Below are 16,692 nucleotides of genomic sequence, written 5' to 3' on the forward strand. Positions count from 1 at the left end.
CCACGACGCCGGCACCACCGCTGCCGGCGCGGGGCCCCGCTACACCCCAGTTATGACCAAATCAAGGAGACTGCACCATGAGCAAGCCACTGGAAGGCATCAAGATCATCGACTTCACCCACGTCCAGGCGGGCCCCGCCTGTACCCAGATGCTGGCCTGGTTCGGCGCCGACGTGATCAAGGTGGAACGGCCGGGCTCGGGCGACGTCACCCGTTCGCAGCTGCGCGACATTCCCGGCGTCGATGCGCTGTACTTCACCATGTTGAACAGTAACAAGCGCTCCCTCACGCTCGATACCAAGACGGCCGACGGCAAGGAGATCCTGACGAAGCTGATCAAGGAGTCCGACGTGCTGGTGGAGAACTTCGGCCCCCGTGCGCTGGACCGGATGGGCTTCACGTGGGAGCACATCCGCGAGCTCAATCCCGGCATGATCGTGGCGTCCGTGAAGGGCTTCAGCGACGGCCACCATTACGAAGACCTGAAGGTGTACGAAAACGTCGCGCAATGCGCCGGCGGCGCCGCGTCCACCACCGGTTTCGACGACGGCCCGCCGACCGTCAGCGCCGCCGCGCTGGGCGACAGCAATACCGGCATGCACCTGGCCATCGGCATCCTGACGGCGCTGCGCTCGCGCGACGTCACGGGCCGCGGCCAGAAAGTGGCGGTATCGATGCAGGACAGCGTGCTGAACCTGTGCCGCGTGAAGCTGCGCGACCAGCAGCGCCTGGACCGTGTGGGCTACCTGGAAGAATATCCGCAATACCCGCACGGCAGCTTCTCCGACGTGGTGCCGCGCGGCGGCAATGCCGGCGGCGGCGGCCAGCCCGGCTGGGTGCTGAAGTGCAAGGGCTGGGAAACCGATCCCAACGCTTACATCTACTTCACGATCCAGGGGCATGCGTGGGCGCCGATCTGCCGCGCGATCGGCAAGGAGGAGTGGATCGACGATCCCGCCTACATGACGGCGCAGGCGCGCCAGGACAAGATCTTCGACATCTTCGGCACGATCGAGGAATGGCTGAAGGACAAGACCAAGTTCGAGGCGGTCGACGTGCTGCGCAAGTTCGACATTCCATGCTCGCCCGTGCTGTCGATGAAGGAACTTGCCAACGATCCGTCGCTGCGCGCCAGCGGCACGATCACCGAGGTGGACCACAAGGAGCGCGGCAAGTACCTGACCGTGGGCAGCCCGATCAAGTTCTCCGACCTGAAGGTGGAGATCAAGGGGTCGCCGCTGCTGGGCGAACATACCGACGAGATCCTCGAATCCCTCGGCTACAACCAGAATCAGATCGCGGCGCTCCACGAACAGCGCGTCGTCTGACCCCGGGTCGGATTTTCCAGGTTCTTCCCGTTCGCGCACCCGTTACAAGCGGGTGCGCTTTTTTCCATCGAGGAGCTCACATGACCACCGAGATCGACTTCGAACAGCTGGTGCGCGGCATCGGCGACGGCGTCATCGTCTGCGATGCGGCCGGCGCGATCACGTTCTGGAACGATGCCGCCACACGCATCTTCGGCTTCACGGCGAGCGACGCGCTCGGCCAGTCGCTCGACCTGATCGTTCCCGAACGCCAGCGGCAGCGCCACTGGGACGGCTATCACAAGACGGCGGCCACCGGCGAAACGCGCTATGGCAACGACCTGCTGCGCGTGCCCGCGCTGCACAAGGAAGGCAAGCCGCTGTCGATCGCATTTACTGTCGCCATGCTGTACAACCCTGCCGGCGCGGTCGCGTCGGTCATCGCCGTGGTGCGCGACGATACCGCGCGCTGGAGCGAGGAGCGGGCCCTGAAGGCGCGCGTGCGCGAGCTGGAAGCGGCCGCGCGCAGCGAGCCGGTCGCTTCCTGACCGGTCAGGGCGCCGTGGCGGCGACGTCCCAGCACGCCGCCGTGTAGCGCACCGTATCGCCGTCGACGAACGGCGCAAAGGCCGCCACGGCCTGCGGCACGATCGCCGCGCGGGCCGCGGCATCGAGCTGCGGCAGCGCGCGGCCGACGGGACCCATCATCGCTGCATAGCGGGCCAGGTCGCGCTGCGGGAACGCGCATGCCACGTCGCGCGGCGCGATGCGGATGTCCCGCCAGCCGGCACCGGCCAGGATGCCGTGCACGCGCACCACATCGGCAAACGCGAATTGCCCGGGGCCATCCGGCCTGCGGGGCGGGGCCGGCGGCAGTAGCGCACCCACCGCATGCTCGGCGGCCGTCATGAACGGGTTTTCTTCCGCCGTGCGCCACGCGAAAAACCGCAGCGTGCCGCCGCTGCGCACCGCGTGCCGCAGGTTCGCGAACGCGGCAGCGGCATCCTCGAAGAACATCATGCCGAAGCGCGACACCAGCGCATCGAAGCTGGCCGGCGCGAAGCCGTAGTGCTGGGCATCCGCGCACAGGAATTCGGCGGGCACGCCCGCGGCGGCGGCCATGTCGCGCGCCACGGCGATCATCGGCGCCGAGATGTCCACGCCGGTGGCGCGGCCCGTGCGGCGCGCCACCGCGAGCGTGGTGCCGCCGGTGCCGCAGCCCACGTCCAGCACCTGCTGGCCGGGGAGGACATCCTCCACCAGCAAGGTCTCGATACCGCGGAACATGTCGTCCAGTGTTTCGCGCAGGTCGACCCACGCATTGGCGCCCGTGGTATTCCACAGTTCCTGCTGAGAAACCGTCATTGCATCCATCGTCGCCTCCTTCATCCGGTGACCCGCCATCATGCCACGCCGGCACCGCAGTGCAAGCCAGCCCGTGCATCCGCCGCATATCGATATACCGCGAGCGCCTGAGGCGCTGCCCGCATTAGCAAAACCGAAACGATTCGTTTCCACCTGCGCGGCGCGTCGATAACATCCTTGCACCGTCATCACCTGTCATGACAGGACATACCAGCACATGCAAGGACACCGCACATGACTCTTTTCCGGGCTCTCGAAACCTCCGCCGCACCCCTGTATTCGCAAGTGCGCGAACGCCTGCGCGAGCGGATCGTCGACGGCACCTACGAACCGGAGGCCCGCCTGCCGGCCGAAAGCGAGATCAGCGCAATCTTCAGTGTCAGCCGCATCACGGTGCGCCAGGCGCTGGCCGACCTGCAGCACGAAGGCCTGATCGTCAAGGTGCCGGGCAAGGGCACCTTCGTCGCCCAGCCCAAGCCGAGCCAGGACCTGGCGCGGCTGGAAGGCTTCGGCGAAGCGATGTCGCGCCGCGGCCATACGGTCGTCAACCGCGTGCTCAGCCACCTGACGGTGCCCGCCGAATCCCACGTGGCCAGCCAGCTGCACGTGCCGGCCAGCGCCCGCGTCACGGAAATCCGCCGCGTGCGCCACGTCGACGATGCGCCGGTGTCGTATGAAATCACCTACCTGCCCACCCGCATCGGCGACCGGCTGCGCGGCGAGAACCTGGCCGAACGCGACATCTTCCTGATCCTGGAAACGGATTACGGCCTGTCGCTGTCGCATGCGGACATCCAGATCGGCGCCATCGCCGCCGACGCCGGACTGGCGGCGGCGCTGCACGTGGCGCCGGGCACCGCGCTGCTGCGGATCGAACGCCTGACATGGACGGCCGACGGCATCCCGCTCGATTTCGAATACCTGTACGTGCGCGGCGACGCCTTCCAGTACACGCTGCGCCTGCCGCGCCGCACCTCGACAACCAACCCTGGGAATTGATATGGAGACAATCGAACAAACCGTCGACGTGCTCGTCATCGGCGGCGGCACCGCCGGGCCGATGGCCGCCGTGAAGGCGAAGGAAGCCAATCCCGCCCTGCGCGTGCTGCTGCTGGAAAAGGCCAACGTCAAGCGCAGCGGCGCCATCTCGATGGGCATGGATGGCCTGAACAACGCCGTGGTGCCGGGCTTTGCCACGCCCGAGCAGTACGTGAAGGAGATCACGGTCGCCAACGACGGCATCGTCAACCAGAAAACCGTGATGGCTTACGCGCAAAACAGCTACGCCATGATCGAGGAGCTGGACCGCTGGGGCGTGCGCTTCGAGAAGGACGAAACGGGCGACTACGCGATGCGCAAGGTGCATCACATGGGTACCTACGTGCTGCCGATGCCGGAAGGGTACGACATCAAGAAGGTGCTGTACCGCCGCCTGAAGCGCACCCGCGTGGAGATCACCAACCGGCTGGTGGCGACGCGCCTGCTGCTGGCGGAAGACGGCAGCATCGCCGGTGCGATGGCGTTCGACTGCCGCACCGCCGACTTCCACGTGATCCGCGCGAAGTCGGTCGTGCTGGCCACCGGCGCGGCCGGCCGGCTGGGGCTCCCGGCATCAGGTTATTTGTTCGGCACCTATGAAAACCCGACCAACGCGGGCGACGGCTACAGCATGGCGTACCACGCCGGCGCGGAACTGTCGGGCATCGAGTGCTTCCAGATCAATCCCCTCATCAAGGATTACAACGGCCCGTCGTGCGCCTACGTCACCGGCCCGTTCGGCGGCCACACCACCAACGCCAGGGAAGAGCGCTTCATCGAATGCGACTACTGGAGCGGCCAGATGATGCAGGAGTTTTACAACGAACTGCAGGGCGGCAACGGCCCGGTGTTCCTGAAGCTGAACCACCTGGCCGAGGAAACCATCCAGACCATCGAAACGATCCTGCACACCAACGAACGCCCGAGCCGGGGCCGCTTCCACGACGGCCGCGGCACCGATTACCGCCAGCAGATGGTGGAAATGCACATCTCCGAGATCGGCCTGTGCAGCGGCCATTCAGCTTCCGGCGTGTGGGTCGACGAAAACGCCCGCACCACGGTCGCGGGCCTGCATGCCGCCGGCGACCTGGCCTGCGTGCCGCACAACTACATGCTGGGCGCCTTCGTGTACGGCAAGCTGGCCGGCGAGAGCGCCGCCGCGTACTGCGCCGGGCACGAGCTGCCGGCCGTCGACGAAGCGCAGGTCGAAGCGGAACGCCAGCGCGTCTGGGCGCCGCTGCACCGCGAGGACGGCCTGCCGCCGAACCAGGTCGAGTACAAGCTGCGCCGCATGGTCAACGATTACCTGCAGCCGCCGAAGGTCACGAAGAAGATGGAAATTGGCCTGCAGCGCTTCGAATCGATCCGGCAGGACCTCGACCGCATCCAGGCGCGCAATCCCCATGAACTGATGCGCGCGATGGAAGTGCATGCGATCCGCGACTGCGCCGAGATGGCGGCGCGCGCCTCGCTGTACCGCACGGAGAGCCGCTGGGGCCTGTACCACAACCGCGTCGACTACCCGCAGCGCAACGACCAGGACTGGTTCGTGCACGTCCAGCTGCAGAAGCAGGACGGGCAGATGACCTGCTTCAAGCGCGCCATCGAGCCGTACATCGTGCCGCTCGACGACGAAGAAAAAACCGCATATCAACGCCTGCGGGTTGCACAACCGCTGGCCGCCTGAAGGAGAAGCAATGCCCACCACGATCAACATCACCAGCGTGCCGGTCACCGTGGATGCCGACAAGTGCATCGCCCACAAGGGCTGCACCGTCTGTGTCGACGTGTGCCCGCTCGACGTCCTCGCCATCGACCTGTCGAAGGGCACGGCGTACATGAAGTTCGACGAATGCTGGTACTGCATGCCGTGCGAGAAGGATTGCCCCACCGGCGCGGTGCACGTCGATATCCCCTACCTGTTGCGATGATTTTTGGAGAATAAAAAATGACATTGTCCAGACACCTGATCGGTCTTTCCCTGCTCGTTGCATTCAGTGGCGCCAGCGCCGAAACGATCCGCGTTGCCATCGGCACCCAGGACACGACGATCAACTGCGCCACCGGCGGCCTGCTGATCCGCGAGCTGAACCTGCTGCAGAAATACCTGCCCAAGGATGGCAAGTACAAGGATGCAAAGTACGACATCGTGTGGAAGAACTTCACGTCCGGCGCTCCGCTGACGAACGAGATGGTGGCCGGCAAGCTCGATATCGGCTCGATGGCCGACTTCCCCGGTTCGTTCAACGGCGCCGCGCACCAGAAGGCCGGCAAGAAAAGCATCTTCATCACCGTGCTGTCCGGCAGCACGCTCGGCTCCGGCAATGGCATTGTCGTGCCGAAAGGCTCGAGCGTGCAGTCGCTGGCCGAATTGAAGGGCAAGACGATCTCGGTGCCGTTCGCCTCGACGGCGCACGGCATGCTGCTGCGCGCCGTGAAGGCGCAGGGCTGGGATCCGGAAAAGGACGTCAACATCACCACGCAGGCGCCGGAGATCGCCGGTTCGGCCCTGCAGAGCAACAAGATCGAGGCGCATGCCGACTTCGTGCCGTTCGCCGAGCTGTTCCCCCACCGTGGCTACGCCCGCAAGATCTTCGACGGCTCGCAGGCCAGGGCGGCCACGCTGCACGGCAGCCTGGCCGATTCGGCCTACGCGAAAAAATATCCGGAGATCGTGGTGGCCTACCTGCGCGCCGCGCTGGAAGCCGACCGGCTGATCGCCGCCGAGCCGGAAAAATACAGCGAACTGATCGCCAAGGTGACCGGCATCGAGGCCGAGATCAATTACCTGTTCCATGGCCCGGTCGGATTGCAGACGCGCGACTTCACGTGGAAACCGGAATACCGGCAAGCCGTCGCCACGTCGATCGAGACGCTGCGCCTGCTCAAGCGCACCGAGACCGACATCGACGTGAACAGCTTCATCGACGACTCCTACCTGCGCACCGCGTTCAGCCAGTCGAAGCTCGACTACGACAAGGCGCTGAAGAACTATGCCAAGCTGCCGCTCTCCGCCAAGGACGCGGTGACCGGCAAGCCGATCGCCGACTTCCGCCAGCTCACGCAGATCTGGGTGCAGGGCGAGCCGCTGGTGCGCCACTATGCGAACGCCGGCACGGCATTCGCCGAGCTGCGCAAGCTGGAGCAGGGCGGCAAGAAGGTGCGCACCGTGTATGCGCATGACCAGGAAAGCGGCCTGAAACTGCTGGCGGGCGATGCGTGGTTCGTCGTCAAGGGCAAGGACGTGGGGGCATTCCTGCTGAAGGCCGATGCCGATGCATGGGCGAAGAAGAACGGCGGCCAGGTCGTGGATTACGACCGGCTCAAGGCTGGCACTGCGATCTGACCGGAAGCCATCGTGAACACGACCGCATCGAAAATCCTGCGCGCGATCGTCGGACTGCTGTCGATCGCCGCCTGCGTGGCAGCCTGGCAATGGGCCGCATCGCGGCACGTCGACTTCGGCCTCGTCACGTTCCAGAACGTGCCGGCGCCAAGCGACGTGGTGGTGGCGGCAAAGGACCTGGTCGAATCGCCGAAGCTGGCGCAGCACCTGTCGGCCAGCGTATACCGCGTATTTGCCGGCTTTGCCGGCGCCGCACTGGCCGGCATCCTGCTGGGCCTCGTCATCGGGCGTTCGCGCTGGATCGAAGACGTGCTGATGCCGCCGCTGGAAGTACTGCGGCCGATCCCCGCGGTGGCCTGGATTCCGCTGGCGATCCTGATGTTCCCGTCGTCGGAAGCGTCGATGGTGTTCATCACCTTCATCGGCGCGCTGTTCCCGATCCTGCTGAACACGGTCCACGGCGTGGAAGCCGTGGACCAGCGGCTGGTTGCCTCGGCGCGCAGCCTCGGGGCGGGGCGCTGGAGCATCTTCTCCGAAGTGATCCTGCCCGCCGCCGCGCCCAGCATCGTTACCGGACTGGCGATCGGCATGGGCACGGCGTGGTTCTGCCTCGTGACGGCCGAGATGATCTCCGGCCAGTTCGGCATCGGCTACTACACGTGGGCGTCGTACACGATCCAGAATTATCCCGAAATCGTGGTGGGCATGCTGTTCATCGGCGCCATCGGCATGGGCAGCAGCGTGCTGGTGAAGAAGATCGGCAATCTGTTCCTTCCCTGGTACCTGATGACGAGGACGAAATCATGAACCGCATTTCCGCCATCGAAGAACGCGCACTGCGCAGTGATGCCAACCCCGGGGTGCTGGGTGGCATCGACATCGACCATCTCACCATCCGCCTGGGGCAGGGAAAGCAGGCATTCGATGCCGTGCAGGACGTATCGCTGCAGATACGGCCCGGTGAATTCGTCTGCGTGCTGGGGCCGTCCGGCTGCGGCAAGTCGACGCTGCTGGGCGGGCTGGCCGGGCACTGGCAGCCGAGCGGCGGCAGCATTCGCGTCGATGGCGAGACCGTGTCCGGTCCGCATCCGGACCGCGGCCTGGTGTTCCAGCACCACACGCTGTTCCCGTGGAAGAAAGTGCTCGACAACGTGGCCTTCGGCCTGAAGATGAAAGGTGTCGGCCGCGCCGAACGCCACCAGCGGGCACGCGACATGCTGAAACTCGTCGGCCTGGAAGGCTTCGAGGACCGCTACCCGGTACAGCTTTCCGGGGGCATGCAGCAGCGGGTGGAAATCGCCCGCGTGCTGATCAACGGCCCGCGCGTGATGCTGATGGACGAGCCGTTCGGCGCCCTCGACGCGCAGACGCGCCTGAAGATGCAGGAACTGCTGCTGGACGTGTGGAGCCGGGTGAAGACGACGATCGTGTTCATCACGCACGACATCGACGAAGCGCTGTTCCTGGCCGATCGCATCCTGGTGATGAGCCCCCGCCCGGGCCGCATCATCGACGAGATCCGGCTCGATTTCCCACGGCCGCGCAGCCCGGAGCTGGTGACGTCGCCCCAATTTGCCGCCTATAAACGCCACTGCCTGGCGCTGCTGCACCCGCACGCGAACATCGTGCCGCTCGACCGCCTGAGCCCGTTGGGCCCTGCCGGTGCGGCACCACATCATGCATAAGGATCAGAAAAAATGACCGATTACGACGACCCGGAACTGGCGGAAATCGCCGAACGGCTGCGCGACCCCGATGCGACCGTGCGCCGCATCGCGGTAATGGCGCTGGCCGACTTCGACGGCGACGAGCACCTGCCGCTGCTGGTCGATGCGCTGGCCGATACCGCGGCCGAGGTGCGTGCCGAGGCGGCACGGGCGCTGGAAGCGTTCGAGACGCCGGACAGCGTGGCCGGCGTGGCCCGGCTGTTGAACGATGAAGACGAGGACGTGCGCGAGGCCGCGGCGCAAAGCCTGGCGCAGTTGAAGCTGGCCTCGTCGGCCATCGCGCTGCTGCCTTACCTTGCCAGCGGCGACAGTTTTGTCCGGGCCGCCGCGCTGCGTGCGGTGCGCGAACTGCGTGCGCCGGAAACGGCCGCGCCGGCGCTGGCCGCGCTGGACGACGCCGATCCGCTGGTGCGGCGCGAGGCCGTGTCCGTGCTGGGCTGGCTGAAGCATGCCGAAGCCTTGCCGGCACTGACGAAACTGGCGACCGGCGATCCGCACGCCGACGTGCGCCGCGCCGCCGTGGGCGCGCTCGGTGCCGCCACGGGCGATGCCGTACTGCCGGCGCTGCTGTCGGCGCTGCGCGACGCCGCCTGGCAGGTGCGCGAGGAGGCGGCCGCCACGCTGGGCAAGCTGCGCCTGCAGGGCGCCGCCGCAGCACTGATCGCCGCGCTGGACGATCCGTACTGGCAGGTGCGCCTGCGCGCCGCCCGCAGCCTGGGCCGCCTGCGCAGCGCCGATGCGCTGCCCGCGCTGATCGCCGCGCTGACCCACACGATCAGCAACCTGCGCAAGGAAGCCGCGCTGGCGCTGGGCGAGATCGCCTCGCCGCTGGCCCTGCCGGCGCTGCGCGAAGCGGCCAACGATCCGGACCCGGAAGTACGCAAGTCGGCCCGGCTGGCACTCCAGCAAAGCGGGGAGGCGGCATGAGCATCGACGACGCAGCGCACATCGACACCATCGAAAACCGCACGCGCGACGGCATCCTGGCCGTGCGCTGGGCCGGCGGCAGCCAGCATGCGTTCACGCACGCCGAACTGCGCGCCGCCTGCCCCTGCTCCGAATGCCGCGCATTGCGGCGCGCCGGCGCCATCGTCGAAGCAGCGCCGGAAGTGCGGCTGACCGCCATCGAACCGGCCGGCGCCAATGCGCTGAACCTCGGCTTCAGCGACGGGCATGCGCGGGGCATCTACCCGTTCGCGCTGCTGGCGGAACTGGCTGCAATCCCCTGCTGAGCCCGTGTCCCCGTGCCTGGCACCGGGACACGAGCTGAACTGGCCGCCGATCCCTGCTGAGCCCGTGTCCTCGTGCCTGGCACCGGGACACGAGCTGAACTGGCCGCCGATCCCTGCAGAGCTCCTGTCCTCGTGCCTGGCACCGGGACACGAACTCAGCAGGGAATTCCGTTGTCGCCGGCCGGATCAGCGCGCGGCGGGAGGCCTGCCGAAACTTTGCGTGATCCGGTCCAGCACGATCGCCAGCAGCACCACGCACAGGCCGCTCTCGAAGCCGAGGCCCACGTCCAGCTGCTGGATGCTGCTGAGGACTTCGCCACCAAGCCCGCCGGCGCCCACCATCGATGTCACGATCACCATCGACAGCGCCATCATGATCGTCTGGTTGATGCCGCCCATCACGGCCGGCAGCGCGAGCGGCAGCTGCACCTTGAACAGCAGCTGCCACGGGCTGGCACCGAACGCCTGGCCGGCTTCGATCTGCTCGCGGTCCACGGCAAGGATGCCCATCGTGGTCAGCCGCACCGCGGGCGGCATCGCGAAGACCACGGTGGCCAGCACGCCGGGCACGCGCCCCAGGCCGAACAGCATCACGGCGGGGATCAGGTAGACGAAGGCCGGCATCGTCTGCATGAAATCGAGCACCGGCCGCAGTGCCGCGTGCACGCCGCGGTGCCGCGCGGCCAGGATCCCCAGCGGCACGCCGAGCAGCAGGCTGATGGCGGTGGCGGCCAGCGTCAGGCCCAGCGTCGCCATCGTCTGCGGCCAGTAGCCCAGCGCCTCGATCAGGCCGAGCGCCAGCGCGGCCAGCACGGCGAAGCCCGACGACACGCGCCGCCAGGCCACGACCGCCGCCAGCGCCGCCAGCAGCCACCAGGGCAGCGCCTGCAATGCCGCTTCCACCGTGCCCGTGAAGGCTTCGATGCCGCGGCCGACCACGTCGAACAGCGCGCCGTTGTGATCCACCAGCCAGTGCACGCCATCGTTGATATGGCTGCCCAATCCCAGCTTATCCATGCAACGCTCCCATGCGGGCGGCAGCCTGCGGTGCCGCCGCGGCCAGGGCATGGGATGCCTGCAAGGCCGGCGCGACGCCGCGGAAGAACCTGCGCACATGCTCGTCCACCGGGCTGGCCGCCAGTTCCTCCGGCGTACCGTGCTGCAGCAGCTTGCCGTCATGGAGCAGGGCGATCCGGTCGGCCAGGTGCATCGCCTCGTCGACGTCGTGCGACACGAACACGATGGTGCGGCGTTTTTCCGCCTGCAGGTCGAGCAGCAGGTCCTGCATGTCGCGGCGGGTCAGCGGGTCCAGCGCGGAGAAGGCTTCGTCCATCAGCAGCAGCGCCGGATCGACGGCCAGCGCACGGGCCAGGCCGACGCGCTGGCGCATGCCGCCGGACAGCTGGTGCGGGAACTGTTTCGCATTGCCGGCCAGCCCCACCTGCTCCAGCACTTCGGCGGCACGGCGATGCCGCTCCGCTTTCGGTACGCCGGCGATCTCCAGGCCGAAGGCGGCATTGTCGATCACGCTGCGGTGCGGGAACAGCGCGAACGACTGGAACACCATCGCCATCGTGCCGCGCCGCAGGTATTGCAGCTTGCGCTCGGAAAGCGTGCCGAGATCGTGCCCGCCGACGATCACCTGGCCCGAGGTCGACGGCACCAGCCCGTTCATCAGCCGCAGCAGCGTCGACTTGCCGCAGCCGGAAAGGCCCATCAGCACGCAGATTTCCCCTTCGCCGACATCGAGCGAGATGCCGTCCAGCGCCGCGGCGCGGCCGCCGGCCGGCGCGTCCGGTGCCGGCGGGTAGATCTTCGTCACGTGATGCAGGGTGACCATGGCCGTCATGACGCTTCTCCCGGTAAGGTTACAGTTTGCCGCTCAGCGACAGGAATGCCGCGCGCGGCGAGCCGGCCAGCATCGTCGCGAACGCGCCCGAAGGGTCGGTGCTGGCGAAGCCGTTGGTGCCGATCGTGGCGAAGTACTTCTTGTCGAACAGGTTGGCCACGTTCAGCTGGATCGCCGCCTCCTTGAACGGGCCGGCCGCGCCCAGCCTGTATCCGGCGGCCGCGTTGGCGATCCAGTACGACGGCACCGGGCTGTCGTTCAGGTAGGTGTAGTAGCGCTTGCCCGTGTACTTCGCATCGACGCGGGCGAACCACCCGGCATGCTCGAAGGACAGCTCGGTGTTGAACAGCACGCGCGGCGCATCGACGACGCGCTTGCCGTTGACGTCGATCGCGGCCGCTCCCTCGTAGTACAGCGGCGCATCCTTGTATTCGGAACGGTTGTACGTGAACGAATTGAACCACTTCCATTCGCGCGCCAGCTTCCAGTCCAGCGCCGCTTCGAGGCCGCGGGTTTCCACCTTGCCGATATTGGTCAGCGTGGTGGGGCAGCCGACGATGCCGGTGCAGGTGGCCACGTTCAGTTGCCGGTTCTTGAAGTCGGCGGCATACAGCGCCACGGAGCCCTGCACGCTGCCGTTCTTCGCTCGCACACCCAGGTCGACCGTGGTCGACGTTTCCGGCTTCAGGCCCGGCTTCGACAGGTCGAATGCGGCCTGCGTCTGCGAGAACGGGCCGTCGGCGCCGGCAATGTGCGCCTTCAGGTTCTTCGACCACGACGTGAACAGTTCCGTTTGCGGCGTCACGGCGAACGTCAGTCCGGCCTGCGGCAGGAATTTCTTCGACGCTTCCAGCGTGCCGGCCGCGCGCCCGCCGATATCATTGTCACCGTCGATGGTGGCCTTGGTGCTCTTGAAGCCGGCGTTCAGCTTCAGCCGGTCCTGCAGCAGGGCGATGCTGTCCTGCACGTGGAACTGGCGCGTCTTCGTCGTGAAGCGCTGCGCGATCACGGTGGAGAACGGGTTGTCGAGGAAATGCGAGGTATCCTCCGGCCCGGCCACCGCGTGGAACGCGCGCGACCAGGAGTGCGTGCTGCGCTCGCCCCAGGCACCGGCGGTCACCGTGTGATTGCCGATCTCCCATGTCAGGCCGCTGACCACGCCCACCCGCTCGATGCCGTATTCCTGCGCGCGGACCGAGACCGGTACCGTGGCGGAAGAGGGCGTGTACGGCGTGTACCAGTGGCTTTCGCCACGGTTGCGGTGGCCGTACACGGTGGTGTCCCAGCGCACGCCGTCCGCCGGGTTCAGTTCCAGCTTCGCGCCGGCGAGCCAGTCGTGGCGGATGCCGCGGCCCAGGTAGTAGGCGTCGTCCAGGTTGTTCACGCCGCCGGTGTAGATGCCGTTGGCCGCGTTGACGGCGCGCTGCCAGTCGGGCGCATAGTTGTCCCAGTCGTAGCCGAGGCGGCGCACCGAGTCGAACGACAGATCCTGGTAATCGGTCTCGGTGCGTTCGGAGTAGTTGAAGAACGCGCCCAGCACGTGCCGGCCCAGTTCCTGTTCGACGGTCGCATTGAACTGGTCCTGGTCCTGGCCCCCGTCGCCCTTCCACTTGTCGGCGCGCTGGCGCGTCGCGGAGACATACGCCTTGGTGCCGGTCGGCAGCAGGCCGGTATCGTAGCGAACGAAGGTGCGCGACGTGTTTTCGGTGCCGAAGGTCTGGGCCAGCTGCACGCCGGCGGTATCCTGCGGGCCGCGGGTCGTAAACGCCACCGCGCCGCCCAGGTTGCTGGTCGATGCGGTGCCCAGCGCGCCGGCGCCCTGCGACACCGTCACGCTGCCGATATTCTCCGACGAGACCGCGCGGCTGACGTGCAGGCCGTTGTGGTTCCGGTAGCTCATGTCGCCCAGCGGAATGCCATCCAGCGTGAAGCCTAGCTGGTTCTGCCCGAAGCCCCGGATCGAGATGTGCGTCGACCATTCGTAGGCGCCGAACGGGTCGGCCGACTGGAACGACACGCCGGGCAGTTTTTCCAGCGTCTTCAATGGGCTGGTGCCGGGCGTGGCCTGCTGCAGGTCCTTGCGGGTGACGTTCTGCACCTGCCGCACCTGGCCCTGCACAAACACGGTTTCAATCGGTGCTTCGGTGCGGGTCGCAGGATCGGGGGCAGGCTCCGGTGCCGGTGCGGGTTCGGCGGCAAGCGCTGCGCCGGCCAGCGCCTGCAGCACCAGCAGGGTGAGGGGTTTCAGGGGGAACTGCGTTCTGGACAGGACGGACATCGTGGACTCTTGTGGTGGTGATGAATAATGAGGCGTCACGGCCTGGCGAGCCTGGCCAGCACGGCGGCCTTCGCATCGGTGCCGGCCAGCGTGGTCACGCCGGCCAGCCAGCGCTCCAGCAGCGCCGGCTGCGCTTTCAGCTGGCGCAGGGCGGCTGCGCGCGCGGTGGCCTTCTTCGCCGTCACGTCGGCGATGATCGCGTGCTCCAGCGGGGCGGTGAATTCGATCTGGGCAAACAGCCTTGCCGCGTTGGGGCAGGCGGCGCGGTAACCCTTGCGCGTCACCGTGTGCACGCTGGCGGGGCCGAAGTCATCGGCCGCACCGTCCAGGTACGACAGCTTGAACGTATTGTTCATCTGGTGCGGCTCCCAGGCCAGGAAGACGATCCAGTCGTTGCCGCGGGTGGCGCGCGCCACCTGGCTCAGCATTCCCTGCTCGCTCGATTCGACGAGCGTCCAGCCATCCAGCCCGTAGCTTTTCGATGCCAGCAGTTTCTTGATCACCGCATTGGCCGGAGCACCCGACTCGATGCCGTAGATTTTCTTGCCGAACTTGTCCGCATGCTTCGCCAGGTCGGCGAACGTGCGCACGCCGGCCCGGGCCACGGGCTCCGGCACGGCCAGCGTGAAGCGCGCCTGCGGCAGGTTGGCGCGCACCTGTTCCACCGCGCCGCTTTTCAGCAGCGGTTCGACCAGCGTGCGCTGGGCCGGCATCCAGTTGCCGAGGAAGACATCGACCTGGTTTTTCTGCAGCCCGGCATACGTGATCGGCACGGACAGCGGCAGCACCTTCTGCTCATAGCCGAGCGCTTCGAGCACGATGCCGGACAGCGCATTGGTGGCGGCGATGTCGGTCCAGCCGGGATCGGCCATCTTCACGACACGGCACGATGGCGCGTCGGCGGCGTGCGAGGTGGCACCAAAAGCCAGCGCAGAAAGGGCAGTGAGGGCAAGCAGGCGTTTCATCGTGGATCTCCTTTTTTTGCCGTGTTTTGTACTGTGTTCACGGCCGGGAATCGCGCACGCGCTTCCAGCGAATCGAGGTCGAGGTGACGGCGGATGTACTGGCGGCTGGCGTCGCGCGGCGGTTCGTAATCCCACGGGTGGTGGGCACCCAGCGCGTTGGCGGCGCCGATCAGCCGGCGGCGGCGCTGGCTGGCCAGCACGCGGCGGTGCAGCGCGGCCAGATCCCAGCGGCGCGCCACGTCGGCACGCAGGCTGGCCAGCGCGTCGGCATGGCGGCCGGGTGCCGGCGCCAGGTTGCGCAGCTCGTTCGGATCGTCGGCCAGGTGGTACAGCTGGTCCGGGTCGGCCGGCGAGTGCACGTATTTGTACGGGCCGCGACGCAGCATCACGATCGGCGCCAGCGCGCCTTCGGCCGTGTATTCGGCGGCCGCTTCGTCATGGCCGCCGTGCCCCTCGAGGTGCGGCAGCAGGCTGCGTCCCGCCGATTCCAGCGGCGTGCCGGCCTGCGCCAGCTCCAGCAGCGTGGGCAGCAGATCGACGTGCGATACCGATCCGGCCACGCGCCGCGCCGCAAAGCGGCCGGGCGCATGCACGATCAGCGGCACCCGTGCCGACGGCTCGAAGAACGTCATCTTGTACCAGAGGTTGCGCTCGCCCAGCATGTCGCCGTGGTCCGACGTGAAGATGACGATCGTGTCGTCGGCCTGGCCGGTGTCTTCCAGCGTGCGCAGCAGCTTGCCGACCTGTTCGTCGACATACGAGATGGCGCCGTAGTAGGCGCGGCGCGCGGTGCGCACGTGACCGGCGTCGACCGGCGTGCGGTCGATGTCGATCACGCCGCGCAGGCGGCGCGAGTGGGCATCCTCGTTGTCCGGCGTGCCGGGCACGCGCGGCGCATCGATCTCGCCTTCGCGGTACAGGTCCCAGTAGTCGCGCGGGATCGCGTACGGATCGTGTGGATGCGTCAGCGAGACCGTCAGGCAGAACGGCCGGCGGTCTGTATTGCCATCGCGCGCCAGGTCGAACAGCTTTTGGCGCGTGGCGTGCACCACCTCGTCGTCGAAGTCGAGCTGGTTGGTGCGCACGCACGGCCCGGCGTCGAAGACCGAACCCATGTTGTGGTACCAGTCCGGCCGCACGTGCGGCTGTTCCCAGTCCGGCGTCCACGTGAAATCGGCCGGGTAGATGTCGGTGGTCAGGCGTTCCTCGAAGCCGTGCAGCTGGTCGGCGCCGATGAAGTGCATCTTGCCGGCCAGGATCGTGCGGTAGCCGGCGCCGCGCAGGTAGTGGCCGAAGGTGACGGCTTCGGCGGACAACGGGGCCGCGTTGTCGTAGCCGCCATGGCTGGAAGGCAGCTGGCCCGTCATCAGCGAGTAGCGCGCCGGGGCGCACAGCGGCGAGTTGCAGTAGGCGGAATCGAACACGACACCTTGGGCCGCCAGGCGGTCGAGGTGCGGCGTGCGGGTGACGCGGTTGCCGTAGGCCGCCAGCGCGCGGGGCGTCAGCTGGTCGGCCATCAGGATCAGGATGTTCGGTTGGCGTGGTGCGTTCATGGCCGGATTCTGCACCGGCCACCAGTAATTAA

16 protein-coding genes are annotated in these 16,692 nt (G+C 67.3%); 10 read left to right on the plus strand and 6 right to left on the minus strand.

Annotated elements, in window-relative coordinates:
• The first annotated feature begins 77 nt into the window (after positions 1 to 77).
• Complete coding sequence (gene frc, locus FHS02_RS18665; protein WP_137315847.1) at positions 78 to 1,328, plus strand: formyl-CoA transferase; 1,251 nt, start codon at positions 78 to 80, stop codon at positions 1,326 to 1,328.
• Positions 1,329 to 1,408: 80 nt separating this feature from the next.
• Positions 1,409 to 1,855, plus strand: coding sequence for a PAS domain-containing protein (locus FHS02_RS18670; RefSeq protein WP_137315848.1), 447 nt, complete (start codon positions 1,409 to 1,411; stop codon positions 1,853 to 1,855).
• A 4-nt stretch (positions 1,856 to 1,859) separates the two neighbouring features.
• Here the strand turns inward: FHS02_RS18670 and FHS02_RS18675 are convergent, their stop codons facing one another.
• Positions 1,860 to 2,681 carry a class I SAM-dependent methyltransferase gene (locus FHS02_RS18675; protein ID WP_137315849.1) on the minus strand — a complete coding sequence of 274 codons (822 nt, stop codon included), beginning with the start codon at positions 2,679 to 2,681 and terminating at the stop codon, positions 1,860 to 1,862.
• 225 nt (positions 2,682 to 2,906) lie between these two features.
• Between FHS02_RS18675 and FHS02_RS18680 the strand changes: the two genes are divergently transcribed.
• From FHS02_RS18680 to FHS02_RS18715, 8 genes are read left to right on the plus strand one after another with little or no spacing between them, the layout of a single operon-like run.
• A complete protein-coding gene (locus FHS02_RS18680) occupies positions 2,907 to 3,671 on the plus strand; it encodes a GntR family transcriptional regulator (RefSeq protein ID WP_137315850.1) in 765 nt (254 codons plus the stop codon).
• 1 nt (position 3,672) lies between these two features.
• Complete coding sequence (locus tag FHS02_RS18685; protein WP_137315851.1) at positions 3,673 to 5,397, plus strand: fumarate reductase/succinate dehydrogenase flavoprotein subunit; 1,725 nt, start codon at positions 3,673 to 3,675, stop codon at positions 5,395 to 5,397.
• A 10-nt stretch (positions 5,398 to 5,407) separates the two neighbouring features.
• A complete protein-coding gene (locus tag FHS02_RS18690; protein ID WP_130186406.1) occupies positions 5,408 to 5,641 on the plus strand; it encodes a 4Fe-4S dicluster domain-containing protein in 234 nt (77 codons plus the stop codon).
• Between the two features lie 17 nt (positions 5,642 to 5,658).
• Positions 5,659 to 7,056, plus strand: coding sequence for an ABC transporter substrate-binding protein (locus FHS02_RS18695; protein ID WP_137315852.1), 1,398 nt, complete (start codon positions 5,659 to 5,661; stop codon positions 7,054 to 7,056).
• Positions 7,057 to 7,068: 12 nt separating this feature from the next.
• Positions 7,069 to 7,863 (plus strand): ABC transporter permease, encoded by a 795-nt coding sequence (locus FHS02_RS18700; protein WP_229422319.1) that lies wholly within the window; start codon positions 7,069 to 7,071, stop codon positions 7,861 to 7,863.
• Positions 7,860 to 8,741, plus strand: a complete 882-nt coding sequence (locus FHS02_RS18705; protein ID WP_137315854.1) for an ABC transporter ATP-binding protein — start codon at positions 7,860 to 7,862, stop codon at positions 8,739 to 8,741. Before FHS02_RS18700 ends, FHS02_RS18705 begins: the two co-directional genes overlap by 4 nt.
• A gap of 12 nt (positions 8,742 to 8,753) precedes the next feature.
• The gene (locus FHS02_RS18710) at positions 8,754 to 9,710 is read left to right on the plus strand and encodes a HEAT repeat domain-containing protein (protein ID WP_137315855.1); all 957 of its coding nucleotides are present in this window, start codon (positions 8,754 to 8,756) and stop codon (positions 9,708 to 9,710) included.
• Entirely contained in the window at positions 9,707 to 10,015 is a 309-nt protein-coding gene (locus FHS02_RS18715) for a DUF971 domain-containing protein (protein WP_137315856.1), read from the plus strand. Before FHS02_RS18710 ends, FHS02_RS18715 begins: the two co-directional genes overlap by 4 nt.
• Positions 10,016 to 10,201: 186 nt before the next feature.
• On the opposite strand, the gene FHS02_RS18720 is transcribed toward FHS02_RS18715, so the two are convergent.
• The 5 genes from FHS02_RS18720 to betC are packed head-to-tail and all read right to left on the minus strand — an operon-like array spanning position 10,202 to position 16,660.
• Complete coding sequence (locus FHS02_RS18720; RefSeq protein ID WP_137315857.1) at positions 10,202 to 11,032, minus strand: ABC transporter permease; 831 nt, start codon at positions 11,030 to 11,032, stop codon at positions 10,202 to 10,204.
• Positions 11,025 to 11,864 carry an ATP-binding cassette domain-containing protein gene (locus FHS02_RS18725; RefSeq protein WP_137315858.1) on the minus strand — a complete coding sequence of 280 codons (840 nt, stop codon included), beginning with the start codon at positions 11,862 to 11,864 and terminating at the stop codon, positions 11,025 to 11,027. The genes FHS02_RS18720 and FHS02_RS18725 overlap by 8 nt, the downstream gene beginning before the upstream one ends.
• A gap of 19 nt (positions 11,865 to 11,883) precedes the next feature.
• Positions 11,884 to 14,142, minus strand: a complete 2,259-nt coding sequence (locus tag FHS02_RS18730; RefSeq protein ID WP_137315859.1) for a TonB-dependent receptor — start codon at positions 14,140 to 14,142, stop codon at positions 11,884 to 11,886.
• Between the two features lie 35 nt (positions 14,143 to 14,177).
• Positions 14,178 to 15,107, minus strand: coding sequence for a glycine betaine ABC transporter substrate-binding protein (locus FHS02_RS18735; protein WP_137315860.1), 930 nt, complete (start codon positions 15,105 to 15,107; stop codon positions 14,178 to 14,180).
• Complete coding sequence (gene betC, locus FHS02_RS18740; RefSeq protein WP_137315861.1) at positions 15,104 to 16,660, minus strand: choline-sulfatase; 1,557 nt, start codon at positions 16,658 to 16,660, stop codon at positions 15,104 to 15,106. The genes FHS02_RS18735 and betC overlap by 4 nt, the downstream gene beginning before the upstream one ends.
• Positions 16,661 to 16,692 lie beyond the last annotated feature (32 nt).

Source organism: Pseudoduganella umbonata, assembly GCF_014192225.1.
GTDB classification, from domain to species: Bacteria; Pseudomonadota; Gammaproteobacteria; order Burkholderiales; family Burkholderiaceae_D; genus Rugamonas; species Rugamonas umbonata.